At 63.6% G+C, this 25,737-nt stretch carries 18 protein-coding genes and 3 pseudogenes; 17 read left to right on the top strand and 4 right to left on the bottom strand.

What is annotated here, in order from left to right; genetic code table 11:
* The first annotated feature begins 23 nt into the window (after window positions 1–23).
* From xdhA to ACK3SD_RS08975, 6 genes and pseudogenes are all read left to right on the top strand, one after another.
* Window positions 24–1,459, top strand: a pseudogene (gene xdhA / locus ACK3SD_RS09000) (xanthine dehydrogenase small subunit).
* Window positions 1,452–3,845: a xanthine dehydrogenase molybdopterin binding subunit gene (gene xdhB, locus ACK3SD_RS08995; RefSeq protein WP_481125242.1), complete on the top strand. Its 2,394-nt coding sequence runs from the start codon at window positions 1,452–1,454 to the stop codon at window positions 3,843–3,845. The pseudogene xdhA and the gene xdhB overlap by 8 nt, the downstream one beginning before the upstream one ends.
* Window positions 3,832–4,628 (top strand): annotated as a pseudogene (xdhC, locus tag ACK3SD_RS08990) (xanthine dehydrogenase accessory protein XdhC). The gene xdhB and the pseudogene xdhC overlap by 14 nt, the downstream one beginning before the upstream one ends.
* 277 nt (window positions 4,629–4,905) lie before the next feature.
* The gene (gene dcp / locus ACK3SD_RS08985) at window positions 4,906–7,041 is read left to right on the top strand and encodes a peptidyl-dipeptidase Dcp (RefSeq protein ID WP_481127524.1); all 2,136 of its coding nucleotides are present in this window, start codon (window positions 4,906–4,908) and stop codon (window positions 7,039–7,041) included.
* A gap of 93 nt (window positions 7,042–7,134) precedes the next feature.
* The gene (ypfH, locus tag ACK3SD_RS08980; RefSeq protein ID WP_481125241.1) at window positions 7,135–7,842 is read left to right on the top strand and encodes an esterase; all 708 of its coding nucleotides are present in this window, start codon (window positions 7,135–7,137) and stop codon (window positions 7,840–7,842) included.
* A 39-nt stretch (window positions 7,843–7,881) separates the two neighbouring features.
* Window positions 7,882–8,082: a YodC family protein gene (locus ACK3SD_RS08975; RefSeq protein ID WP_370465554.1), complete on the top strand. Its 201-nt coding sequence runs from the start codon at window positions 7,882–7,884 to the stop codon at window positions 8,080–8,082.
* Here ACK3SD_RS08975 and ACK3SD_RS08970 read toward each other — a convergent pair.
* On the bottom strand, window positions 8,079–8,894 hold the full coding sequence (locus ACK3SD_RS08970; protein WP_481125240.1) for a sugar phosphate isomerase/epimerase family protein: 816 nt from the start codon (window positions 8,892–8,894) through the stop codon (window positions 8,079–8,081). The genes ACK3SD_RS08975 and ACK3SD_RS08970 overlap by 4 nt on opposite strands.
* A gap of 255 nt (window positions 8,895–9,149) precedes the next feature.
* On the opposite strand from ACK3SD_RS08970, the gene ACK3SD_RS08965 reads away from it, so the two are divergent.
* Window positions 9,150–9,797, top strand: a complete 648-nt coding sequence (locus ACK3SD_RS08965; protein WP_137763231.1) for a phosphohydrolase — start codon at window positions 9,150–9,152, stop codon at window positions 9,795–9,797.
* A 71-nt stretch (window positions 9,798–9,868) separates the two neighbouring features.
* Here the strand turns inward: ACK3SD_RS08965 and ACK3SD_RS08960 are convergent, their stop codons facing one another.
* A complete protein-coding gene (locus tag ACK3SD_RS08960) occupies window positions 9,869–10,747 on the bottom strand; it encodes a helix-turn-helix domain-containing protein (RefSeq protein ID WP_137763230.1) in 879 nt (292 codons plus the stop codon).
* 273 nt (window positions 10,748–11,020) lie between these two features.
* Between ACK3SD_RS08960 and ACK3SD_RS08955 the strand changes: the two genes are divergently transcribed.
* Both ACK3SD_RS08955 and ACK3SD_RS08950 read left to right on the top strand, forming a co-directional pair.
* Complete coding sequence (locus tag ACK3SD_RS08955) at window positions 11,021–11,713, top strand: GntR family transcriptional regulator (protein ID WP_481125239.1); 693 nt, start codon at window positions 11,021–11,023, stop codon at window positions 11,711–11,713.
* Window positions 11,714–11,897: 184 nt separating this feature from the next.
* Window positions 11,898–12,548: an SDR family oxidoreductase gene (locus ACK3SD_RS08950; protein ID WP_481125238.1), complete on the top strand. Its 651-nt coding sequence runs from the start codon at window positions 11,898–11,900 to the stop codon at window positions 12,546–12,548.
* A gap of 47 nt (window positions 12,549–12,595) precedes the next feature.
* Here the strand turns inward: ACK3SD_RS08950 and ACK3SD_RS08945 are convergent, their stop codons facing one another.
* Window positions 12,596–12,808 carry a hypothetical protein gene (locus ACK3SD_RS08945; protein ID WP_481125237.1) on the bottom strand — a complete coding sequence of 71 codons (213 nt, stop codon included), beginning with the start codon at window positions 12,806–12,808 and terminating at the stop codon, window positions 12,596–12,598.
* Window positions 12,809–13,293: 485 nt separating this feature from the next.
* Here ACK3SD_RS08945 and ACK3SD_RS08940 point away from each other — a divergent pair, with 485 nt between their 5' ends.
* The 8 genes and pseudogenes from ACK3SD_RS08940 to ACK3SD_RS08905 all read left to right on the top strand — a co-directional run bounded on the left by ACK3SD_RS08940 (window position 13,294) and on the right by ACK3SD_RS08905 (window position 24,739).
* Window positions 13,294–13,746, top strand: coding sequence for a nuclear transport factor 2 family protein (locus tag ACK3SD_RS08940; protein ID WP_137763223.1), 453 nt, complete (start codon window positions 13,294–13,296; stop codon window positions 13,744–13,746).
* 198 nt (window positions 13,747–13,944) lie between these two features.
* Window positions 13,945–14,394, top strand: a complete 450-nt coding sequence (locus tag ACK3SD_RS08935; RefSeq protein ID WP_481125236.1) for a MarR family winged helix-turn-helix transcriptional regulator — start codon at window positions 13,945–13,947, stop codon at window positions 14,392–14,394.
* Window positions 14,391–16,067, top strand: coding sequence for an MFS transporter (locus ACK3SD_RS08930; RefSeq protein ID WP_481125235.1), 1,677 nt, complete (start codon window positions 14,391–14,393; stop codon window positions 16,065–16,067). Before ACK3SD_RS08935 ends, ACK3SD_RS08930 begins: the two co-directional genes overlap by 4 nt.
* Window positions 16,064–17,164 (top strand): HlyD family secretion protein, encoded by a 1,101-nt coding sequence (locus ACK3SD_RS08925; RefSeq protein ID WP_481125234.1) that lies wholly within the window; start codon window positions 16,064–16,066, stop codon window positions 17,162–17,164. Before ACK3SD_RS08930 ends, ACK3SD_RS08925 begins: the two co-directional genes overlap by 4 nt.
* Window positions 17,161–18,548 (top strand): annotated as a pseudogene (locus tag ACK3SD_RS08920) (efflux transporter outer membrane subunit). Before ACK3SD_RS08925 ends, ACK3SD_RS08920 begins: the two are co-directional and overlap by 4 nt.
* A 474-nt stretch (window positions 18,549–19,022) precedes the next feature.
* Complete coding sequence (locus tag ACK3SD_RS08915; RefSeq protein ID WP_137763219.1) at window positions 19,023–20,162, top strand: efflux RND transporter periplasmic adaptor subunit; 1,140 nt, start codon at window positions 19,023–19,025, stop codon at window positions 20,160–20,162.
* 10 nt (window positions 20,163–20,172) lie between these two features.
* Window positions 20,173–23,334 carry an efflux RND transporter permease subunit gene (locus ACK3SD_RS08910; protein WP_481125233.1) on the top strand — a complete coding sequence of 1,054 codons (3,162 nt, stop codon included), beginning with the start codon at window positions 20,173–20,175 and terminating at the stop codon, window positions 23,332–23,334.
* Window positions 23,327–24,739 (top strand): efflux transporter outer membrane subunit, encoded by a 1,413-nt coding sequence (locus tag ACK3SD_RS08905; RefSeq protein ID WP_481125232.1) that lies wholly within the window; start codon window positions 23,327–23,329, stop codon window positions 24,737–24,739. Before ACK3SD_RS08910 ends, ACK3SD_RS08905 begins: the two co-directional genes overlap by 8 nt.
* Window positions 24,740–24,789: 50 nt before the next feature.
* Here ACK3SD_RS08905 and ACK3SD_RS08900 read toward each other — a convergent pair whose 3' ends face one another.
* A complete protein-coding gene (locus ACK3SD_RS08900) occupies window positions 24,790–25,572 on the bottom strand; it encodes a peptidoglycan-binding domain-containing protein (RefSeq protein WP_481125231.1) in 783 nt (260 codons plus the stop codon).
* Window positions 25,573–25,737 lie beyond the last annotated feature (165 nt).

Raw genomic sequence — 25,737 nt, 5'->3', positions numbered from 1 at the left:
GCACCGTGCCGAGGATCGCCACCATGATTCAATTCCTGCTAAACCAACGCCTGCATACCGAGCAGCTTGACCCCAACACCACGGTGCTGACCTGGCTGCGCCGCAGCCAGCAGCGCTGTGGCACCAAAGAGGGCTGCGCCTCCGGCGACTGTGGTGCCTGTACCGTGGTGCTGGCGGAACCGGCGGGTGACCGGCTGCGCTACCGCACCGCCAACGCCTGCATGACGCTGATGTCCGCGCTGGATGGCAAGCAGCTGATCACCGTAGAGGATTTGAAGCAGCGCGACCGCCTGCACCCGGTGCAGCAGGCGATGGTTGATTGCCACGCCTCCCAGTGCGGCTTCTGCACGCCGGGCTTTGTGATGTCGCTGTTTGCGCTGCAAAAGCAGGGGGGCGAACCGGGGGAGGCGCTGGCTGGCAACCTCTGCCGCTGCACCGGCTACCGGCCGATTGCTGACGCCGCCGAGCGCGCGATGCGCCCGGCCCAGCGGGCGCTGGAGGATCAGTTTGACCGCGCAGAGGCGCAGACGCTGGCGCAATTGCAGGCGCTGGCCGCTCAGCCCGCTCGCGAGCTGGCATCAAGTGCGGCGCGCTGCGAAATGCCCACCTCGCTGGCGGCGCTGGCTGCCGCCTATCAGGTTGACCCGGCGGCGCGGCTGGTGGCGGGCGGCACCGATCTGGTGCTGGAGATCACCCAGCGCAACCGGCGCTTCCCGCGCTTGATTGCGCTGGGGCAGGTGGCGGAACTGCGAGCCATTAGCTGCTCATCCACCCACCTCTCCTTGGCGCGGCCGCGCCGCTCACCGACTGCCAGCCGGCGCTGGCGGGCCACTTCCCGGCCTTCGCCGCGCTGCTTGGGCGCTTCGCCTCACAGCAGATCCGCAACCTTGGCACCCTTGGCGGCAGTCTGGCGAACGCCTCACCGATTGGCGATGCCGCCCCGGTGCTGCTGGCGCTCGGTGCGTCGCTGCACCTGCGGCGTGGGGCGGTGGCGCGTGTCTTGCCGCTGGAGGCGTTCTTCCTCGGCTACCGCCAGACCGCGCTGCAACCCGGCGAATTCATTGAACGCATCGAGATCCCGCTGCCGCCCACCGCGCATCCGTCGGCGCTGCGCGTCTATAAAGTCTCGAAACGGCTGGAGGATGACATCTCCACGGTGTGCGCCGCCCTCTGCCTCGACATCCGCGAGGGCATGGTGCAGGGTGCACGGCTGGCCTACGGCGGCATGGCTGCCACCCCGGCACGGGCGCGCGCCGCCGAACAGGCGCTGGTGGGGCAGCCGTGGCGGGCCGCGACCGTCGAGCTGGCCTGCCGCGCGCTGGTGCAGGACTTCACCCCGATCAGCGATTTCCGCGCGGGCAGCGGCTACCGGTTGCAGGTGGCGCAAAATTTGCTGCGCCGTTACTTCTTCGAACTCGCTGCGCCCCAGCAGCCAATCACGGTGACTGACTATGTCTAAAATCAAACCGGCGATGAGCCAGCAGGAGATGGAGGTGCGCTTCCGCGCCGATCTGAACCGTGGCGTCGGGCGCAGCCACAAGCATGAGAGCGCCGAGAAGCACGTCACGGGTGAGGCGGTCTACATCGATGACCGGCCGGAGTTTCCCCACCAGCTGCACCTTGCGCCGCGGCTAAGCGAGATGGCGCACGCCGAGATTGTGCGTATCGATGTGACGCCGTGCTACGCCTTCCCCGGCGTGGTGCGGGTCTTCACCGCCGAGGATGTGCCGGGCGACAATGACATCGCGCCGCTGACCCACGGCGATCCGCTCTATGCCGAGGGCAAGGTGGAGTACCTTGGCCAGGTGGTGCTGGTGGTGGCGGCAGAGGATCCGCAGGTGGCGCGGCAGGCCGCCGCGGCGGCGATTGTCGAGTACCGCGCGCTGCCAGCGATTTTTGACGTCCGGCAGGCGCTGGCGCAGGGGCATCTGGTGGAGGAGAGCCACCAGCACCGGCGCGGTGATTCGGCGGCGGCGCTGGCCGCCGCGCCACGTCGCCTGAGCGGTGAGTTGCACATTGGTGGGCAGGAGCACTTCTACCTGGAGACGCAGATCGCCTCGGTGATGCCGGGCGAGGATGGCAGCGTGCTGGTCTATAGCTCGACCCAGAACCCGACTGAGGTGCAGAAACTGGTCGGCTCGGTGCTCAACCTGCCGATGCACAAAGTGGTGATTGACATGCGGCGGATGGGCGGCGGCTTCGGCGGCAAGGAGACGCAGGCCGCCACCACCGCCTGCCACGCGGCGCTGGCGGCGCGGCTCACCGGTCGGCCTGCCAAGATGCGGCTGGCGCGTGAGGATGACATGCTGATGACCGGCAAACGCCACCCGTTCTATGTGCGCTATGAGGTGGGCTTCGACGACCGTGGCCTGATCCACGGCATCGAAATTGAGCTGGCCGCCAACTGCGGCTACTCGCTCGACCTCTCCGGTTCGATCGTAGACCGGGCGATGTTCCACGCCGACAACGCCTACTATCTGGGCGACGTCACCATCACCGGCCACCGCTGCAAGACCCACCTCGCCTCCAACACCGCCTACCGTGGCTTTGGCGGCCCGCAGGGGATGCTGGCGATTGAGAACATCATGGATCACCTCGCGCGTGAAACCGGCCTCGACCCGTTGGCGGTGCGCCGCGCCAACTACTACGGCGGGCCGGGGCGCGACGTCACGCCCTACTACCAGACCGTAGAGCAGAACCTGCTGCATGAGATGACCGATGAGCTGGCGCTCAGCGCTGGCTACGCCGCCCGCCGCGCTGAGATCAGCGCCTTCAACGCCGTCAGCCCGGTGCTCAAGCGCGGGTTGGCGCTGACGCCGGTCAAGTTCGGCATCTCCTTCACTGCCAGTTTCCTCAATCAGGGCGGGGCGCTAGTGCTGGTCTACACCGATGGCAGCATCCAGCTCAACCACGGCGGCACGGAGATGGGGCAAGGGCTGAACACCAAGGTGGCGCAGGTGGTGGCCGAGGTGTTCCAGGTGGATATCAGCACTATCCAGGTGACGGCGACTGACACCGGCAAGGTGCCGAACACCTCGCCGACCGCCGCCTCCTCTGGCACCGATCTCAACGGCAAGGCGGCGCAGAATGCCGCCGAGACCATCAAGCAGCGGCTGGTAACGATGCTGATGGCGATCCATCAGGCACAAGAGGCGGAGATTGTGTTCCGCAACGGCGTGGTGTGCGCCAAAGGGCACTACTACAGCTTCGCCGAGGTGGCACGGCTGGCGCACTTCCATCAGGTATCGCTGGCCAGCACGGGTTACTACCGCACGCCAAAAATCTTCTACGACCGCAGCAAAGCTGCTGGTCACCCGTTCTACTACTACAGCTACGGCATGGCCTGTGCCGAAGTGGTGATTGACACCCTGACCGGCGAGTACCGGCTGCTGCGCGCCGACCTGCTGCATGACGTCGGCGACTCGCTCAATCCGGCGATAGACATCGGCCAGGTGGAGGGTGGCTTTGTGCAGGGCATGGGCTGGCTCACTTGTGAGGAGCTGGTGTGGGGCGAACAGGGGCAGTTACTGACGCGCGGCCCGGCCAGCTACAAGATCCCGGCAATGGGTGATGTGCCGGCGGATCTGCGCGTCCGGCTGGTGGAGAACCGCAAAAACCCGGAGGAGACGGTGTTCCACTCCAAGGCGGTCGGCGAACCGCCCTTTATGCTCGGCATCGCCGTCTGGTGCGCGCTGAAGGATGCGGTCGCCTCGGTGGCTGATTACCGCCACCAGCCGCCGGTGGATGCCCCGGCCACGCCAGAGCGGGTGCTGATGGGCGTAATGGCGATGCAACAGCAGCGTGACAACGTCACTGAAGGGGAGCCAGCCGATGCGACACGATGAGTGGATCACCACCCTAAGCGAGCTGCAACGGCGCGGCGAATCCTGCGTGCTGGTGACGGTGGCGGAGCACCTTGGCTCCACGCCGCGTGACAGCGGCAGCAAGATGCTGATCACGGCGGAGCGCCACTACCACACCATTGGCGGCGGCAACCTGGAGTTCCGCGCCATCGCCATTGCGCGCGAACTGTTGCAGGGCGGGCAGGCGGAGAGCCGGCTAGAGCGCTTCCCGCTCGGTGCGCGGCTCGGGCAGTGCTGCGGCGGCAGCGCCACGCTGCTGTTTGAGCCGCTGCTGCGCCCCAGCCGCTGGTGGCGGTGTTTGGGGCCGGGCATGTGGGTCGCGCGCTGGTGTCGATACTCGCGACCCTGCCGTGCCGCATCCGCTGGATTGATGGGCGCGCGGCAGAGTTCCCGCCGCCGCTGCCCGGCGTGGAGCAGCGGGTGGCCGAGGAGCCGCTGGACGAGGTGCGGCGGCTGCCGCCGGAGAGCTACATCGTGGTGCTGACCCACGATCACCAGCTTGATCTGGCACTCAGCGAACAGATTTTGCGGCGCGGCGATTTCCGCTACTTTGGCCTGATTGGCTCGGCCACCAAGCGCAAGCGCTTTGACTACCGCCTGAGCGGCAAGGGCTTCAGCGCGGCGCAGTTGCAGCGAATGCGCTGCCCGGTCGGGCTACCGGACGTGACGGGCAAACTGCCCGCGGAGATCGCCGTCGCCATCGCCGGTGAGATCATCGCCTGCTACCAATCCGGCGCGCCCACGCCGCCAACGATTACTGGGTAATGCCTCGCAAAAAACAGCACGCCATTTTGCCGACCGGGGCAATGCCGCCTATGCTCAAGGGGTCGTGAATCAGCAGCTTAGCCGGCGCGTGGCCGGCCCACAGGGAGGCGTCATCCGCATGTCCAGGCCATCTATCCATCTGCCGCGCCGTCGGCTGTCATCCACCTTCTGCCGTCCCGTTTCCTGCTTCCGACTGGCGCTGCTGGCGCTGGCGGTAAGCTGGGGAACCAGCGCCTTGTCGGCCGGGGCGGCCCCCACCACACCACAGGAGCCCGCCATGCCAACTGACCAGCCTAGCCCCTCGTCGCCTACCGCCGTGCTGCAACGGCTGGAGAATCCGTTCTTCAGCGCCAGCACCCTGCCAATGGAGGCACCGCTGTTTGACAAGATCAAAGAGGGCGACTTCCGCCCGGCGCTGCTGGAGGGCATCCGCCAGAAAACCGAGGAGGTGGAGAAGATTGCCAGCAACCCGGATGCGCCTACCTTCGACAACACGCTGGTGGCGCTGGAGCGCAGTGGCGTACTGCTGCGGCGGGTGAACAATGTGTTCAGCGCCATGACCTCCGCTAACACCAGCGACGCCCTGCAAACGCTGGACGAGGAGATCTCGCCACAGCTGGCGGCGCTGGATGACACCATCAAACTCAACAGCGCGCTGTTCCAGCGCATCGATACCCTCTACCAGCAGCGGGAGAGCCTGTCGCTGGCGCCGGAGGATCTGCGCCTGCTGGAGGTGACGCGCCAATCCTTCGTGCTGGCGGGCGCGCAGCTCTCTGATGCGGACAAGGCGCAGCTCAAGCAGCTTAATCAGGAGGCGGCCACCCTCAGCACCCGCTTCACCCAGCGGCTGTTGGCGGCGACCAAGGCCGGGGCGCTGGCGCTGACTGACCCCGCGCAACTGGCGGGGCTGAGCGAGGCGGAGCTGGCCGCAGCGGCGGAGGCGGCCAAGGCGCGCAATTTAGAGGGGCAGTGGGTGCTGGTGCTGCAAAACACCACCCAGCAACCGGCGTTGCAGTCGCTGGAGGATCGCGCCACCCGGCAGGCGCTATTTGAAGCCTCCTGGAACCGCGCGGAGCGGGGCGATGCCAACGACACCCGATTGCTGATCGCCCGGCTGGCGCAGGTGCGCAGCCAGCAGGCGAAGCTGCTCGGCTTCCCGACCTATGCCGCGTGGAAATTGCAGGACCAGATGGCGAAAACCCCCGAGGCGGCGCTGGCGTTCATGCACAACATCGTGCCGGCCGCCACCGACCGGGTGAAGCGCGAGGCGCAGGATATTCAGGCGCAGATGGCGAGCCAGCAGCCGGACATGACGCTGGAGGCGTGGGACTGGCAGCACTATGCCGAACAGGTGCGCAAGGTCAAATATGATCTGGATGAGAGCCAGATCAAACCCTACTTTGAGCTGGACAATGTGCTGGAGGATGGCGTGTTCTATGCCGCCACGCTGCTCTATGGCATCACCTTCAAGGCACGCCCGGATCTGCCGGTCTACCACCCAGACGTCAAGGTGTATGAGGTGTTCGACAAGAAGGCCAAGTCGCTGGCGCTGTTCTACACCGACTACTTCAAGCGCGACAACAAGAGCGGCGGCGCGTGGATGAGCAACTTTGTTGACCAGTCAACGCTGCTCGGCACCCGGCCAGTGGTCTACAACGTCGCCAACTTCCCCAAACCGGCGGAGGGGCAGCCAGCGTTGCTGGCCTGGGATGACGTGATCACCCTGTTCCATGAGTTCGGCCACGCGCTGCACGGCATCTTTGCCGCCCAACAGTATGTGTCGCTCTCCGGCACCAACACCGCGCGCGACTTCGTGGAGTTCCCCTCCCAGTTCAATGAGCACTGGGCGGACGATCCCAAGGTGTTCAGCCACTATGCCCGCCACTACCAGACCAAGAAACCGATGCCGCAGGCGCTGCGCGACAAGATTGAGCGTGCCACCACCTTCAACAAGGGCTATGAGATGACCGAGCTGCTGGCGGCGGCGCTGCTGGACATGCACTGGCACGCGCTGGCGGCTGGCGGGCCGTTGCAGGACGCCGACGCCTTCGAGGCGGCGGCGCTGAAGCAGGATGGGCTGGACATTCCGTATGTGCCGCCGCGCTACCGCTCCAGCTACTTCCAGCACATCTGGGGCAACGGCTACGCGGCGGGCTACTACGCCTACCTCTGGACGCAGATGCTGGCCGATGATGCCTTTGAGGCGTTCAAGGAGCAGGGCGGGCTGACGGCGAAGAACGGCCAGCGCTTCCGCGATCAGGTGCTGTCACGCGGCAACAGTGAGGATCTCGAGCAACTCTACCGCGACTGGCGCGGCAAAGACCCAGAGATTGGCCCGATGCTCAAGGCGCGTGGCCTGACGCCGGATGAGGAGCCGCCCGCACCCGCTGCGCCCAACGCCGCTGGTAAGTAGCCGCCATGCGTGACCCCTGTGTGATGGTCTATCCTTGGGAGAGCAGCCCCGGTTGTGCTACTGCGGCCGGGGCGGCCAGACAGAGGGGTACTTATGCACGTACAGGAATTCTTGCCGGATGAGGCGCACGCTGGCCCGCCACAGCAGCTGATGGTGCTGCTGCACGGGGCAGGTGGCCAACCGGATGATGTGGGCGCGCTAGTGATCATGCTGCGCCAGCACTGGCCAGCGGCGGCCATTGTGGTGCCGGAAGCGCCAGAGATCTTTGACGCGGAGGATGCCGACCCCGGTGGCCGACAGTGGTTCTCCGGCCGCGACATGAGCGAGCAGGATCTGGTGGCTCGGGTCGGGGCCGCCCTGCCGCCGCTGCTGGACTATATCCACGAGGCGCAGCGTCGGCTAGCGCTGACCGGCACGCAGACCGCCCTGATTGGCATGGATCAGGGCGCCATCATGGCGCTGGAGGCGAGCGCCCGCGAACATGACATCGCCGGGCGGGTGGTGGCCTTCTCCGGCCGTTTCGCCACCCTGCCGACGCAGGCCGCGCCCGCCGCCACGCTGCATCTGCTGCACGGCGGCGCAGACCCGGTCATTGAGGTGCGCCACGCGCAGTCTGCCTTTTCACGGCTGGAGGCGCTGGGCGCGGATGCGACGCTGGACATCGCCTGGGAGGCGGGGCATGAACTGAATGCGGAGCTGCTGGCGTGCGCCATCGACTTATTACAGAGTTATGTGCCACAGCGCCTGTGGCGTGAGGCACTGAGCATCGTGCCGCAGGCCGCCAGCGGAACCCGGCACTGAGCGGCCAACCCACCATATTTGACCCACGAGGAGATCAGGATGGAAGAGAGCAACATGGCATTTAACGTCGGCGACAGCGTACAGCCGAAAACCGGCGGCCGAAAAATGACCGTCACCGCCGTCAATGGCGATGAGGTGGAGTGCGTCTGGGGCATTCTGGGCGAGGAGGGGGACAAACGCACCTTTAAGGCGCAGGATCTCTCCCCCTACCATGAAGAGGGTGACTTCGGCGTCTGCTAGACGCTGATCGAGAGCGCCTGCCAGACGGCGGCGCTGCGGCGGATCTCCGCATCCAACCGGCGGCGGTCTGCCTCGGTCTGGGGTGGCGTCATCGGCGTCAGGTGCGGCAGCACCAGTTCAATCGCCACGTCGCCGGTGAAGCCAATCTGCCGCAACGCCCGGTACTGGGCGAGAAAGTCGATGTTGCCACTGCCAATGCCCGCGCGGTTGGAGTCCGAAATGTGGTACACCCCCAGCCGGTCGCCAGCAGCCAGAATGGCCTGCACCGGCGAGGGTTCATTGATGTTCATATGGAAGCTGTCGAGGATCAGGCGGATATTGTCACTGCCGACCGCGTCCAGCAGCGCCAGCCCCTCGCGGGCGGTGTGGATCAGCGGCACCTCATAGTGGTTGCACACCTCATACAGTAACGTTACCCCGCACTCGCGCGCATAGGCATCCACCTCACGCACGCTCTCCAGCAGTTGCGCGTAGGCCTCCGTTTTGTTGGCGGCCTGCTTGGTCCACTGCGCCAGCCCCTGAAGCGTCAATGTTCCGGCCCCGGTGGCCTGCGCATACTCCACCAGCGTGCGGTAGTGGGCGATCGCCTGCTCTGGCGTCGCCTGTTCCGTCCGGGTGGGCGCGGCGTTGAGCGGATCGATGGCGATTATCTGAATATGGTGCATGGCGGCAGCCTTGCGCACGCGCTCAGCCGGGCAGGCGCGCGGGTCGCCGCAATATTGTACGCCCGGCAGGCGCAGTGTGGCGGCATGGGCCATCATGGCATCGACGTTGTTGACGCCGAGCGGCCAACTTACGGTGGCAAGTCTCATCCTTCACTTCCTTGGCGTTTTACAGCTACACTGTTGATTACGGGTGATATCTCCTGTGCCGTGATCCACCCCAAAAAAACCAAAACTTAATGCAAACAAAAGGTGAAATAAAAAAGCGTACTGATGCACAGCTTGTAAAACTGTTGTAACGCAACAGGGGGTAAGATGCCAGCGAAGAAGGCCTGCGCTAACCCTTGATTTCACACTGAATTATTCTGCAACATCGGCCGCTTTCCGGGCCGCAAGGAGTAAACGATGGTGATAAGTGAATGGGAAACCCGGTTCCAACACTATATGGCCTCCCGTCCTGAAGCGGACAAGGCTCACGATATCAATCACTTACATCGCGTATGGCAGAACGCGCAGTTAATCATGCAAGGGCTGGAAGCGAACCGCCTGGTTGTGCTGGCCGCCTGTTACTTCCACGATTTTGTCAATCTGCCCAAAAACCACCCGCAGCGCCATCTGGCCTCGACCATGGCCGCGCAAGAGACCCTCAGCCTGTTGCAGGACGACTTCCCCGATTTTCCGCACGAACTGTATGACGCGGTGGCCCATGCCATCCGTACCCACAGTTTCAGCGCCAACATCCCGCCGCAGACGCTGGAAGCGAAAATCGTGCAGGACGCCGACCGGCTGGACACGCTGGGCGCGATAGGGCTGGCGCGGGTGTTCTATGTCTCGGGTGCGCTGGGACGCGATCTGGTGGATCCGGATGACCCGCTGGCGGAGCGACGTGAGCTGGACGACCGACGCTTCACCCTCGATCACTTCCAGCAAAAGCTGTTGCGTCTGCCCTCAACCATGCAGACCACGGCGGGCCGGGTGCTGGCGGAGAAGCGCTCAATCTTTTTGCAGGGCTATATGGAAACGCTGTGCGCGGAGTTGCGCGGCGCGGCGTGATGGCCCATGCCGACCCGCGGGAGCGGGTCTGGCATCATGGCGCGGGCAGGGCGCCCGAACCGGTTGCGCGATCAATTCAACGAGAGCATATAGTGGTAGTTCACCTGTGACTGCCCCCACTTGGCATTCACGCCCGTCTCATCCACCTCAATCTGTTCAATCTCCTGGCTGGCCCCCACCTGTTTGCGCAGTTCTGGCAGTACGCTGTCAAACAGGAAGCTGGTCAGCTGGTTCGTCTCCGTCATGGTGCCGGAGAAGCGGATCGACATGTAGCAGCCGCCATCAATCGACACCCGCTGGGCGTCATGGGTGCTGCCGCTGGCGCTCTCTGCCAGGGTAAAGCGCACCGAACTGCCGTCACGCGCCTCATTTTTGCCGCTCATGATGCTGAAGATGGGCGTATTGCGCGTGGGGCCACGGCGGAAGGCGTCACACATCAGCTGGTCACGCATCGCCAAAAAGTGCGACTTGCCCTCAGGCGCGCTGCTGCGGTCGAACAACGTGACGTCGTCACGTAGCCGTTTCAGTTGCAGGTCAGGCACCTTGATGCACTCAATATTGAGCTGGAACGGGTCACCAAAGCGGAAGTGGGGCGTCAGCAACTCCACATGCCACTCATCGGAGACGCGGTACTGGTGCGGCGTCACGCCAAACCGTTTCTTGAAGGTGCGGGTAAAGGTCTGCTGCGAATCAAAGCTGTAGTGGGTGGCGATGTCGATAATCGAGTCGTTGCTGGTTTTCAGCGCGATCGCGGCCTTCGAGAGGCGGCGGTTGCGCATGTAGGCGGCGATGTTCATGCCGGTCAGCGCGGTGAATTTCCGTTGCAGATGCCATTTCGAGTACCCGGATTTCTGCGCCACTGTCTCAATGCGCGGCGCACTCTCCAGATGCTCTTCAATCCAGTGGATTAATTCGTCAATCAAGGCGCGATCTTTATTATATTCCATCATGGGGGGAGATACTCTTCATTATTGGCACAGAATCCGCGAGGGTTCATTAACCTGAACGATCGGCGTCGGCTCAATTTATTGTTTCGTCCTGACGCTGTCAATTATTAATTTAATGATCGTTATATTAATGATGCCGTTGACGCCGCGACTTTTTTTGCACAGCGTTTGACCGGATTGGCAGGGCTGGGGATAATGCCGGGGATCCGCCGCCAGCGGGGCGGCGGGCACTGCCGTTGATGCAGGCTGGCAGCCCGGAACAGGATTACGACGAAAATGAATAAAACTGCCACAGCCAAGCAGCTTGAGGTGAAGCGCATTGTTGACATTTTAGCGCAAGCCATTGCACAGCACCGCCTGCGGCCGGGAACCCGGCTGATTGAGGCCCAGATTGTCGAGGCGCTCGGCGCCAACCGTAACCACGTTCAGGTGGCGCTCCAGCGTCTGGCGATACAGCGCATCGTCACCATTGAGCCAAACCGTGGCGCGATGGTGGCCCAGCCCAGCGCCCTGGAGGCGCGTGAGATCTTCATCGCCCGGCGCGCCATCGAGCGGGCGGTGGTGGAGGAGATCACGCCAGAGAGAATGCGTCGCCACCGCCAGCAGCTTGAGGAGCACATGCGCCATGAGCAGGCGGCGATTGCCGCCGCCGACCGGCGCGCGATTGTCCGTGAGCTAAGCAACTTCCATCTGGTGCTGGGCGAGGTGAGCGGCAACGCGGTGCTGAAGGAGATCCTCACCAACCTGATGATGCGCAGCTCGCTGATTGTCGCGCTCTACCAGCGCAACGACGTGCCCGCCTGCGCCTCCGGCGAGCATCAGGCGATCCTGGACGCGCTGGAGCAGGGCAACCAGCAGGCCGCCGCCACCGCCATGCTGGCGCACCTGGATGAGCTGGAGGGCCAGCTCGACCTCTCCGACCGCAGCACCGCCGAGATCAACCTGCGTCAGGCCCTGACCGGCTTCTGACGCCATGCCCGGCCCGCAATGGGCCGGGTAGATCATGCCACATCTCTTTCCCCAATGGCCTATTGGAAATCCCCTGTCACCGCCTGTCACATCCGCGTCATCTGTGGCCGTTACCCTGCCTCTCCCGGTGGGTAGATGGTTCTGTGCTAAGGTTAGTGGCACGACCATCAGAGAAGGAGCACGAATGAACAGTGTGGCTATTTTGGGCGCCCACGGCAAAATCGGGCAGCTTGTGGTACAGAATTTGGTGGCACAGGGCCGCCGGGCGGTGGCGATTGTGCGTAAAGAGAAGCAGGTGGCAGCGCTGCGTGGGCTGGGGGCCGAGCCGATCCTGTTGGATGTGGAGCAGGCGACCGCCGAGCAGCTGGCGACCGCGCTGGAGGGCGTCGATGCGGTGGTGTTTACCGCCGGGGCTGGGGCCGGTTCAGGCGCGGAGCGCAAGCGCACCGTGGACTATGGCGGGGCGGTGAAACTGATCGCCGCCGCGAAACTGGCGGGCGTCAGCCGCTACGTCATGGTCTCGGCGGTAGGGGCCGATGATCCCTTGCCGGCCGATGTGGATGCGGTGTGGCGCGCCTACGTAGAAGCGAAACGGGACGCCGACCGCGAGCTGCGTATGAGCGGCCTGCAATGGACCATCCTGCGGCCGGGGCCATTGACGGACGATCCAGGCACCGGGCGCGTGACGCTGGCCGAACGCACCGGTCGCGGCGAGATCCCGCGGGCAGATGTGGCGGCGCTGGTGGTGGCGACCCTGAATGAGCCAGCCACCATTGGCAAACAGTGGGAGGCCCGCGGCGGGGATACTGTCATAGCCGCGGCCATCCTGGCGTAAAGAGAAGGGCGGCGGGGGCCTCGTCCCGCCGTCAGTTCAGGCCGCAATCAGTCACACTTGGCCAGGGCGTCCCGGTAGGTGAGCATATCGTTAATCGCCTGGTCGATGGAGTGCAGCTTCTCCATCTTGCTGATGCCTTCAGCAAAATGGAGCTTGCCGCCCTCATCCCATGACATGACCCATTTCGGGGCGTTATCGGCAGGTATCGCGCTGCCATAGGCGTTCTCAAACGGCTGTTGCAGTTCGCAGTGGTTATCCATTAAAGACCTCCATAAATACAACGACAGAAGTGGCCGGGCGTCACACGCGGTGGTACGCCAGCGGTGCCGGCTTCCCTGGGGAAGGTCGCGCGAAAGGGCGCGGCAAAGCGGGGGCGGCCAGGTGCCTGTGGCAACGGGCGCGAGATAAGTTTTTGTTATTGCTGGTGCAGGCTCTCAAGGCGCGCAAATAGGGGAGCAATTCAGCACGTGATTCAGGATAACCAACCGTCGATTATTTGCAATAATTATAAGTTGATGCAAATCAATAAATAACCTGAATTTTTTTAACTGGCTGCGGTCTATCTCATCAGGACCCTTGCCGAAAGAAGCCACATGGCCGGAAAAGGCCTCCCGCACATCAATGTGCTGCTACATTTGAGAATGTTCTTAATGCCGTTATACGGCGGACAACAACACTTAGCGGTCTACACCATTGTGATTTTGTACAGGAACCGGTGGCGACACTGTTCAGCAGAGGGGGATTTATGACAGAAACTGAACGTCAACATGCGCGCTTCGACGTAATCAAGACCTACTACTCGAAACTGGACGCGCAGGATGCCACGTTGCTGGATCTGTTCAGCGATGATGTCGCATTGTTCTTTCCGAAATATGGTGTCAGCCGGGGCAAGGCCGAACTGGGCAACCTCGGCAAACGGCTGGGTAAAGAGGTGGTGCGCTTTGAGCACGACACCGAGAATTTCCGCTACGTCTGCCACGGCGATACCATGGTGATCGAGGGCGGGGTAAAGGGGGTGATGCAGAACGGCGACCGCTTCCCGGTCGGTGATGACAGCTACCACCTGTTCTGTACCGTGTTTGAGTTTGACGGCGACCTGATCTGCCGGATGCACACTTATATCGATCCCGACTATAACCATCAGGATGCCCGCCGCGTGGCCAACTACAGCCGCAAGGTGCAGGCCACCCGCACTTGATGTTGCCCCTGGCGCCCGGTTGGGGCGTCAGGTTCTCCTGCCCCTCTCCTGCCCGCCAATTTCCCGCCTTTTTTGTACAAAAACGTTAATAATTTTCCATATTATTTATCCGGAGATTAGCAAGTGTTGGATTGTGTCATTTACAATGTAAATTACATGTTACTTTTAGCCGGATTTATAACGTAAGACCCTCATTTTATGCCAGAGAGCCAGATTATCCCGCCAGAGCAGAATTTTATCCGTGTGTTGCACTTCACCTCCCGTGCCCTACGGCAGGCCATTGACCGCCGACTGAAGGCGCAAGGGCTGAATCAGGCCAGTTGGGTCGCGGTCTCCACCATTGCGATGTCAGAACCTCCACTGTGTCAGGGGGAGCTGGCGGCCCGGCTTGGGCTGGAGGGGGCCACCGTGGTCAGCATGATTGACAAGCTGGTGCGCCAAGGGCTGGTGCGGCGGCTGATGACGCCAGAAGATCGCCGCAAACGGCTGGTGGTGGCGACCGAGGCTGGCTTCGCGCTCTATGAGCGGGCGAAGGGCGAGGCCGACGCGCTGCACAAGTCACTGATGTCCAAACTGGCCCCGGCAGAGCTGGCCGCGGCGGTGCGGGTACTGGACGCGCTGCGCGAGGCGTCCGAGCAGAGCGAATGAAACCCTATATTGTGCGGGAGTGGGCGCCCCATGAGCGCCCGATGCTGCCCGGCTCCCCCTCAACGCCGCTACACCCGTGGCACAAGCGGCTGGCGTTTGGGATAGTGGGTATCCTGGTCGCCATCACCGGCGGCCTTGGCAACGCGCTGGTCAGCGCCAACCTCACCAACCTGCAAGGGGTGCTGGGCGCGTTCAGCAATGAGATCGCCTGGCTGCCAGCGGTCTATGTGATGACCAACATCTCCATCAACCTGCTGCTGGTGAAGTTCCGCTTGCAGTTCGGCCTGCGGCTGTTCTGCGAGGCGTTTTTGGTGCTCTATGCGCTGATCACCTTCTTCCACCTGTTCGTCAATGACTTGGCCTCGGCGATTGCGGTGCGCGCCGCCCACGGCGCGGTGGGGGCGGCGCTCTCCTCGCTGGGCATCTACTACCTGATTCAGGCGTTCCCGGCCAAGCACCGGCTGAAGGGGCTGGTGATTGGCATCGGCGCGTCACAGCTGGCGATCCCGCTGGCGCGGCTCTTCTCCGCCGAGCTGCTTGAGCTGAATGAGTGGCGCGGCCTCTACCTGTTTGAGCTGGGGCTGGCGCTGCTCTGTCTCGGCTGCGTGCTGATGCTGAAACTGCCGCCCAGCGACCGCTACAAAGTGTTCGAGAAGATGGATTTCGTCACCTTCTTCCTGATGGCCCCCGGCATGGGGCTGCTGTGCGCGGTGATCTCGCTCGGCCGCTATGACTGGTGGACCAGCACCCCATGGCTGGGGGCGGCGCTGGCCGCCGCGATTGTGCTGATCACCGCCGCGGTGCTGGTGGAGCACCGGCGCACCAACCCGCTGCTCAACATTCGCTGGCTGAGCAGCGGCAACGTGCTGCGGCTCGGCCTCACCATGCTGCTGATGCGCATCGTGCTGTCGGAGCAGAACGTCGGGCCGATTGGCTTTTTGCAGTACATCGGCTTGCAGAATGACCAGATGCAGGCGCTCTCGCTGGCGGTGCTGATGGGGGTGATCGCTGGCATGGCCGCCAGCGCGCTGACCGTCAAACCCGGCCAGTTGGAGGTGCCGGTGGTGATTTCGCTGGTACTGATGATCATCTCAGCGCTGATCGATGCGCAGGCCAACAACCTGACCCGCGCGTCGCAGATGGTGTTCAGCCAGTTTTTGATGGGCTTTGGCGGTGCCTTCTTCCTTGCCCCGGCGATGCTGTCGATCATCGGCAGCGTGGTGGCGGAGCCGCGCAATCTGGTGAGCTTCGTGGCGGTGTTTGGCATGAGCCAGAACCTCGGCGGGCTGATTGGCTCGGCGCTGCTCGGCACCTTCCAGATCGTGCGCGAGAAGTACCACTCCAGCATCATCGCCGACAACCTCAGCAACCTTGACCCGCTGGTGATGGAGCGCATCACCAGCTACAGCGCTGGCCTCAACGGCGTGCTGAATGACCCCACGCTGCGTGGCGCGGAAGGCTCGGTGCTGTTGCAGGCCGCCGCCACCCGTGAAGCCAACGTGCTGGCCTACAACGACGTCTACCTGCTGACCGCCGCCATCGCCGCGGTCACGCTGGTGTGGATGCTGGGCCGCTATTTCCTAAAACAGTTACGCGCACGCCGTGAGCGGCAGGCGGAACAGAACACAGCAACATCGGCGCCACCGCGCGCCAACTCCCCGGAGGGTTCATGAGTGAAGTGGTCACCCCGGCGCCACCGCGTCGGGCCAAACGTTACCTTACCATTGCGTTGCCAGTGGTAATTGCCCTCCTTGGCGTGCTGGTGGTGCTCTATGCCTGGCAACTGCCGCCGTTCTCACCAACCCGCCAAGCCACGGAGAACGCCTATGTGCGCGGGCAGGTCACTATTATCAGCCCACAGCTCAACGGCTATATCACCTCGGTGCGGGTGAATGACTTCGACCACGTGCGCAAGGGCGACCTGATCATGACCATCGATGACCGCATCTATCAGCAGCGCCTGCATCAAGCGCAGGCGCAATATGCGATGAAAAAAGCGGCGCTGGCGAACAATATCCAGCAGCGGCGCAGCGCCGAGGCATCGATAGCCCGCAGCGAGGCGGCGGTGCAGAACGCCAGCGCGCAGGCGCTGAAGGCGCGGCTCGATCTGAAACGGGTGGAGGATCTGGTTTCCGACGGCTCGCTGTCAGTGCGCGAGCGTGACGCCAGCCGCGCGGCGGCGGCGCAGGCCGAGGCCGACGTGGCGCAGGGCAAGGCGGCGCTGGAGATGGCGAAACAGGACAAACAGACGGTGATCGTCAACCGCGCCTCGCTGGAGGCGGATGTCGCCAACGCCGCGGCGGCGGTGGAACTGGCGGAGATTGATATGGCGAACACCCGCATTACCGCGCCGCGTGACGGCCAGCTTGGGCAGGTGAGCGTGCGGCAGGGGGCCTATGTCAGCGCTGGCACCCATCTGACGGCGCTGGTGCCGCAACAGCTGTGGGTGGTCGCCAACATGAAGGAGACGCAGATGGCGCAGGTGCGCGTCGGCCTGCCAGTGACCTTCAGCGTCGATGCGTTGGATGGCGCGGTCTACAGCGGCGTGGTGGAGAACCTCTCTCCGGCCACCGGCTCGGAGTTCAGCACCATTGTCGCTGACAACGCCACCGGCAACTTCGTCAAGATCGCCCAGCGCATCCCGGTGCGCATCCGCATCAAGGCGGATGAGGCGACGCGCGCGCGCCTGCGGCCGGGAATGTCGGTGGTGGTGACCATCCACACCGACCGGCCGACCGAGGCAGTGCCGCCGCTGGAGCCGGTACGATGAGGCGGCGCATGGCGCTGTTGCCGCTGGCCCTGCTGCTGGCGGCCTGTGGCGGGCGGCAGGTGGAGCAGGCCGCCCCTCCTTGACCATTCCGTCGCAGTGGCGGGAGACGCTGGGGCCAGCCTCCGCCGCCGGTGGGGCGTGGTGGCGCGGCTTTGGCGATCCGCAACTTAACCAGCTGGTGAACCGGGCGCTGGTCGCCAACACCGACATTTTGGTGGCGCGCGCACGGGTAGAGGAGTATCAGGCCCGGCTGCGCGCCGCCTTTGGCGAGCAGTTGCCGACGCTGGACATCGGCGCGAACGCCGCGCGCCAGCGCACGATCTCCTCGGTCACCGGCCAGCAGGCGCGCAGCACTGTCTATCAGGGCACGCTGCAACTCAACTACAACGTCGATCTCTGGGGCGGCCAGCGCAGCGCCACCGAGGCGGCGCGCGCCAGCGCCGAGGCGCAACAGGCCGCCGCCGAGGCCGCGGTGTTACAGGTCTCGGCGGCGGTGGCCTCCGGCTACCTGACCCTGCGCGGGCTGGACGCCCAACTGGCGCTGACCGAGGCGACGCTCACCTCGCGTGAGAATTCGCTGAAGCTGGCACAGCGGCAGTATGAGACTGGCTACAGCTCGCGGCTGGAGTGGGTGCAGGCGGAGTCGGAGTACCGCGCCACCCGCGCCCAGATCCCGGCGCTGCGTCACCAGATCACCGAGCAGGAGAATGCCCTGAACCTGCTGCTGGGTGGCAACCCCGGCCCGATTGCCCGTGGCCCGGCGCTCGACAGCCTGCACGCGCCACCGCTGCCGCGCTCTCTGCCCTCCGCGCTGCTCAACCGCCGCCCGGACATCGTGCAGGCGGAGCGGCTACTGGTGGCGGCGGACGCCTCGCTGGCGGTCTCACGCGCCAACCTGTTGCCATCGCTCAACCTGACCGCCAGTGGCACCCTGCAAGATGACACGCTGGCCGAGGTGCTGGCCAGCCCGTTCCGCCTCTGGTCACTGGGCGGCAGCGTGCTGGCCCCGATCATCAACCGCGAGGCACTCAACGCGCAGGTGGATGTCTCGATGGCGGCGCGCAATCAGGCGCTCTACCAGTATGAGTCGGTGGTGCGCAACGCCTTTGCGCAGGTGAACAACAGCATTGATGCCATCAACCGCCTCGGTGAGCAACTGGCGGAGGCGGAGCAGCAACAGCAGGCGCTCTCGGACGCCTTGCGTATCGCCCATAACCGCTATAGCAACGGCTACGCCTCCTATCTGGAGGAGCTGGACGCCCAGCGGGCGCTCTACAGCACCCAGCTGACGGTGATCCAGCTGAAAACCAACGTGATGCTGGCGCAGATTGACCTGTGGCAGGGCATGGGCGGCGGCTGGCAACGGGACACCGCGTCGCGTTAGGGCGGCGCGGAAAAAAGGCGAAAAAAAACCCACATCGGACAGTGGGCATGGTCGCAACAGGCAACAAAGAGGAACTGCTCTTCCTCGGCCCCTAGCATAACTGTTTGATGTTGCTAATGGGTAAAGACAATTGCTAAGTAATTGTGAGGAGTTGTGAAGACCTCGAACAGGTATATCAAAATATTTCAGTGTTGAGCAGCGTGATAGTTACACTGCGCATGGAATATTGTGCTGGGCTGGTTTTTCTTGCAGAAATATCATGTTTACTTAAGTAAAACGTGACCCAGATCATTGAATGTTTCTGTCGATGCTTTGTCGGTTTTTTCGGGCGGTAGGTCAAGTTGGGTCAAGTAGATTGAATTATTTTAGTATTTCTCTTAACGATACCCTTACATGAGTTAAGAAAACGCTTCTCGTATAGTAGCCCTCTTATTTTGAGAACGACTGTTCTCGCTTTTAACCAGAGTGGAAACTATGCGCCGCAAACTTCTCTCATTGAGCATTGTGATGCTTCTCTCCGCGTGTGATCAGGCGGCCTCTTCGCAGGCCGGCGCGCCCGCCCAGGACCCGGCTGTTGATGTGGTCACCCTGCACGCCCAGGCCGTCAGCCTGACCACTGAACTGCCCGGCCGCACCACCGCCGTGCGTACCGCCGAGGTGCGCCCGCAGGTCAGCGGCATCATCCAGAAACGCTACTTCACCCAGGGCAGCGAAGTGAAAGCTGGCCAGCCGCTGTACCAGATCGACCCGGCCACCTATCAGGCAGCCTACGACAAGGCACAGGCCACCCTGCGCAACGCCACCGCGCTGGCGAAGCGTTACAAGCCGCTGGCCGAGGCGCACGCCGTCAGCAGCCAGCAGTATGAGGACGCCGTGGCGGCGCAAAAAGAGGCCGAGGCAGATCTGGAAGCGGCCCGCGTCAACCTGAACTACACCCGCATCACCGCGCCGATCAGCGGCCACATTGGCCGTACCCTCTATACCGAAGGGGCGCTGGTGACCAACGGCCAGAGCGCCTACCTGACCACCATCCAGCAGCTCGACCCGATCTATGTCGATGTCAGCGAGTCCTCGCAGGATCTGCTGCGCCTGCGCCGCGCGCTGGCGTCCGGCCAGCTGGCCTCCGCCGGTGAAAACGCCGCCAAGGCGACCCTGACGCTGGAAGATGGCTCGCACTACGCGCAGCCGGGCCGTCTGGAGTTCTCGGAAGTGACCGTTGACCAAGGCACCGGCTCAGTGACGCTGCGCGCCGCCTTCCCGAACCCGCACAACGAACTGCTGCCGGGGATGTTTGTCCACGCCACGCTGCAACAGGGCGTACAGCAGAAGGGGATTCTGGTGCCGCAAGAGGCGGTCGGCCATGACACCAAGGGCCACCCCTATGTCTATCTGGTGAAGGCGGACAACACCGCCGAGCAGCGCCAGATTGAGACCGGTGAGATGATCAAGGGGGAGTGGCTGGTCAACAGCGGCTTGGGTGAGGGCGATCGCGTGGTCACCAATGGCCTGCAAAGCGTGCGCAATGGCGTCAAGGTGGTGGCGAAAGAGCGCCAGCCGCAGGCTTACGCGGATGCCACCAAAAACCTCTCCCTGACCGATCCGTCCGCACAATAAAGGCCACGTCATGTCGAAATTTTTCGTCGAGCGTCCGATCTTTGCCTGGGTAGTGGCAATCGTCGTGATGCTGGCGGGTGCGCTCTCCATTTTGCACCTGCCGATTAACCAATACCCGAACATCGCCCCGCCGGCGATTTCGGTCTCCGTCACCTATCCGGGCGCCTCCGCGCAGACCGTGCAGAACACCGTGGTGCAGGTGATTGAGCAGCAGCTGAACGGGCTGGACAACCTGCGCTACATTGAGTCGCAGAGCAACAGCGACGGCAGCGCCTCCATCATCGCCACCTTCGATCAGGGCACTGACCCGGACATCGCGCAGGTGCAGGTGCAGAACAAGGTCTCGCTGGCCGAATCCCAGTTGCCCACCGAAGTGGTCAACCAAGGGATGCGCGTCGCTAAGTACCAGTCCAACTTTATGATGGTGGTCAGCCTGATTGCCGACAGCGGCTCGATGTCCAACTCGGATCTGAGCAACCTGTTGGTGACCAAGCTGGAAGACCCGATCACCCGTACCAAGGGCGTCGGCGACTTCCTGATGATGGGTTCGGAGTACGCGATGCGTATCTGGCTCGACCCGGCCAAGCTCTACAAATACCAGCTGATCCCCAGCGACGTCACCACCGCCATCAACCAGCAGAACGTGCAGGTCTCCTCCGGTAAGCTGGGCGGCCTGCCGACGGTGAAGGAGACCAAACTGAGTGCCACCATCATCGGCAAGACCCGCTTCACCACGGTGCAGCAGTTCAAGGACGTGCTGTTAAAGGTCAATGCGGACGGCTCGCAGGTGCGCCTAAGCGATGTTGCCAACATCGATCTGGGGCCGGAGAACTACAGCATCGCCTCCACATTGAATGGCAAGCCCTCCACCGGTATCGCGTTGCGTCTGGCGAGCGGGGCGAACATCCTCGACACCGCCAAGGCGGTACGCGCCACGCTGGATGGCCTGAAATCCTCTCTGCCGGAGGGCGTGCGCATCGAATTCCCGTATGACACCTCGCCGGTGGTCAGCGCCTCGATTGAAGAGGTGGTGAAGACCCTGCTGGAAGCGATCGTGCTGGTGTTCTGCGTGATGCTGCTGTTCCTGCAAAACCTGCGCGCGACGCTGGTGACCACGCTGGTGGTGCCGGTGGTGCTGCTTGGCACCTTCGGCATCCTGTCCGCCTGCGGGTACTCCATCAACACCCTGACGATGTTCGGCATGGTGCTCGCCATCGGCTTGCTGGTGGATGACGCCATCGTGGTGGTGGAGAACGTCGAACGCGTAATGCATGAGGAGAAGCTCAGCCCGAAAGAGGCGACCATCAAATCGATGGAGCAGATCCAGGGCGCGCTGTTCGGCATCGCGCTGGTGCTCTCCGCAGTACTCATCCCGATGGCCTTCTTCGGTGGCTCCACCGGCATCATCTACCGCCAGTTCTCCATCACCATTGTGTCGGCGATGGCGCTGTCGGTGCTGATGGCGCTGATCTTCACCCCGGCGCTCTGTGCCACCCTTCTCAAGCAGTATGACGAGGAGAAGGCGCACACTGGCTGTGCCGGCTGGTTCAACCGCCAGTTTGACGCCGGTACGCTGCACTACACCCGCAGCGTGAAGGGCGTGATCTCGCGCCGCAACCTGTTTTTGGTCATCTATCTGGGCATCGTGCTGCTGACCGGCTTCCTGTTCACCCGCGTACCCACCTCCTTCCTGCCGGATGAGGATCAGGGCGTAATGCTGGTGCAGGTCACGCTGCCGCCGAATGCCTCCTCCGAGCGCACCCAGAAAGTGCTGGATGACATGCGCAGCTACCTGCTGGACAAAGAGGGCGCCTCGGTGCGGTCGGTGTTTACCGCCAACGGCTTCAGCTTCTCTGGCCGTGGCACCAACGTCGGCATCGCCTTCGTGCTGCTGAAGGACTGGAAAGATCGTGAGGGCAGTGACCTGACGGTGCAGGCGCTGGCGGGCCGCTCGATGGCGCGCTTCTCACAGGTGAAAGACGCCAAGATCTTTGCGCTGGTGCCGCCAGCGGTGATGGAGCTGGGCAACGCCACCGGTTTTGACTTCTACCTTCAGGACACCAACAACGCTGGCCATGAGGCGCTGATTGCCGCACGCAACCAGTTCCTTGGCATGGCGGCGAAGGACAAACGCCTGATGGCGGTACGCCCGAACGGCATGGATGATGAGCCGCAGTATGAGCTGATGATTGATGACGAACGCGCCCGCGCCCTTGGCCTGAGTCTGGAAGATATCAACGACACGCTCTCGGCGGCCTGGGGCTCCAGCTACGTCAACCAATTCATGTACCAGGATCGCGTGAAGAAGGTCTACATCCAGGGCCGCGCCGCCTCGCGCGTGACGCCGGAAGATCTCGACAAGTGGTACTTCCGCAACAGCAGCGGCCAGATGGTGCCTTACTCCTCCTTCGGCAGCGGCAAGTGGGGCTACGGCTCACCACGCTTCGAGCGCTTCAACGGCGTCTCCTCGGTGGAGATCATGGGCTCCCCGGCCAGCGGCTATAGCTCCGGCGATGCCACCAAGGCGGTGATGGAGATTGCGGCCAAGCTGCCAGCGGGCTTCCGCGTGCAGTGGCACGGTATCTCCTATGAGGAGCAGATGTCCGGCTCGCAGGCCCCGGCGCTCTACGGCCTGTCGGTGCTGGTGGTGTTCCTCTGTCTGGCGGCGCTGTATGAGAGCTGGAGCATCCCGTTCTCGGTGCTGCTGGTAGTACCGCTCGGCGTGCTGGGCACCATCGGCGCGGTGCTGATGCGCGGCCTGCAAAATGACGTCTTCTTCCAGGTCGGCCTGCTGACCACCGTCGGTCTGGCGGCGAAGAACGCCATCCTGATTGTTGAGTTCGCCAAAGAGCTGCATGAGCGTGAGGGGATGGGCATCGCGGAGGCTGCGGTTGAGGCCGCCCGCCTGCGTATCCGCCCCATCATCATGACCTCGATGGCGTTTATCCTCGGCGTACTGCCGCTGACCATCTCGCACGGCGCGGGGGCAGGCAGCCAGCACTCGATCGGCACCGCAGTGGCCGGCGGGATGCTGACCGCCACCTTCCTGGCGATCTTCTTCGTGCCGATGTTCTACGTGGCGGTGGTGCGCCTGTTTTCCCGTCGCAAGGCGGGCCAGAACCAACCCGTGACCGCCAACGGCCACGCTAGTGAGACTACGAACCATGACTAAGCCACTCCGCCTCTCTTTGCTGGCGTTGGTGACCCTCGCGACCCTGAGCGGGTGTACGCTGGAACCCCACTATGACCGGCCCGCCATGCCGGTTCCCGCCAACTGGAACGCGCCCGAGCAGGGCGCGTCAACCGCCACTGGCGCGGACATTGGCTGGAAAGCCTTCTTCAACGACGCGGCACTGCAACAGCTGGTCAGCCTGACGCTGGCCAACAACCGTGACCTGCGGGTCGCGGCGCTGAACGTGGAGTCGGTGCAGGCGCAGTTTGACATTGACCGCGCCGCGCTGCTGCCGACCATTTCGGCGGGCGCGGGCAGCACCGCCGCGCACCTGCCGGGCGGGCTGTACAACACCCGCAGCACCGGCCCGGTGACCTACCACCAGTATCAGGCCAATTTGGGCGTCACCTCCTATGAGCTGGACCTATTTGGCCGGGTGCGCAGCCTGCGCGACCAAGGGCTGGAGACTTTCCTCCAGACCGAAGCGACGCAGCGCGCCACCCAGATCAGTCTGGTGGCGGAGACCGTCTCCGGTTACCTGTCGCTGTGTGCTGACCGTGACCTGCTGGCGCTGGCGCAACAGACCGTCGCCAGCCAGATGGACTCCTACAACCTGACCAAGGTGAGCTATGAGCAGGGCGTCGCGACCACGCAGGATCTGGCGCAGGCCGAGACCACGGTGCGCACCGCCCAGGCTGACGTGGCGAGCTACAGCCGTCAGGTGCGTCAGGACATCAACGCGCTCAACCTGCTGGCTGGCACCACCGTGCCGCAGAGCCTGATTGAGGGCGCGACGCTCAAGCGCGACTGGCGTTTCCCGGCCATCCCGGCGGGTCTGCCGTCTGACCTGCTGACCCGCCGCCCGGATATCGTCGCGGCGGAACATGCGCTGAAAGCGGCCAATGCCAACATCGGCGCGGCGCGCGCGGCCTTCTTCCCGAGCATCACGCTGACCGGGCAGGGCGGCACCACCAGCGCCCGCCTCGGCGATCTCTTCTCCGGCGGCACCGGCTCCTGGTCGTTCATGCCCTCCCTCAACCTGCCGATCTTTGATGGCGGCGTGAACCGCGCCAACCTCACCCTGGCCGAGGTGTCGAAGAAGGTGGAGATCGCCCAGTATGAGAAGGCGATCCAGCAGGCGTTTGAGGAGGTGGCGGACGGTCTGGCCGGCCAGAGCACCTATCAGGATGAGTTGCAGGCGCGCGAACTGGACACCGCCGCCAACCAGCGCAACTACGATGTCTCGCAACTGCGCTACAAGCAGGGCGTGGACAACTACCTGAACGTGCTGGTGGCCCAGCGCTCGCTCTATAGCGCGCAGCAAGCGGAGATCACCACCCGCCTCGGCCAGCTCAACCAGACCATCACCCTCTACAAGGCACTGGGCGGCGGCTGGAAACCCTAAGCTTTCCCTCCTATCTCCCAAAGGGCGCAGTGTGCGCCCTTTTTTTATGCCTAGCGCAAACTGATGAAGTCGCAGTGGGTGACGGCGCGATCCCGCGAGCAGACCTCATAGCCGTTGGTGGAGTTCTCATTGTTGGTGTTGCCCTCCACGGTACGGAAGGTGTGGTCGACCCCCTCAAAGCCGATGCCGGTGTGCGTCCAGTCATTGGGGTTTTTGCCGCGCCACAGGAAGATCCAGGCGATGTCCAGATCGCTCCACGGCGAGTTGCCGCTATCAATGTCGCCGCCGAAGACAAAGCGCCCGCGCTGTTTCGCCTGTTGTGCCAACGCATCACAGCTCAACGACCCCGGCAGTGGCAATTCCACCCCCTGTACCGCGCACGCCTGTTTCAGCACAAAGCTGACGAAGCCCGCGCACCAGAGCATCTCTTTGCCCTCCTGGCCGTTGCAGTAGAGCCGCACCCAGGGGCCACGGTTCTCGCCGCCCAGCTCCACCGGGTGCGGGCGCAGATGCTGGAGGGCAATTTTCAGCACCGTCTCCGGCAGAGTGGTGTCTGGCGGCGGACACTGCAAGGCCTCGGTCATCGGGAGCACCAGCCTCTGCCAATCCTCGAGGCTTACCGGGCCGTCGGTGGGCAGGCCGGAGAGCTGGCGAAAGCGCGTCAGGGCCTGATGGGTGGCGGGGCCGTAGTCACCGTCAATCACCAGACCATGCTGGTGATAGGTGAGCCACTCCTGAAGCCGCTTGACGGCAACCGAGTGGTCATGCTGCTGGAGGGGGCCGGGATAGGTGGTTTCTGCCAGAATGCAGTCGAGCTGTTGATAGTAGGACATGGTGCATACCCCACTGGGATGGGTGGTTGAGCGGCAATCCGCACCTTGGCGCGCGGATGTCGTGCCTTTTCGCTTAAGTGTTGGTCAATTTTTGGGCGAAGTAAATCGGGTGTGCGTGGCGCGGGCGACGGGCCGGACAGGCGGTTGAAAGCCGGGGCCATTTTC

The sequence above is a fragment of the Chimaeribacter sp. YP20170169 genome (assembly GCF_056739715.1).
This window is presented reverse-complemented; position numbering and strand designations above follow the sequence as displayed.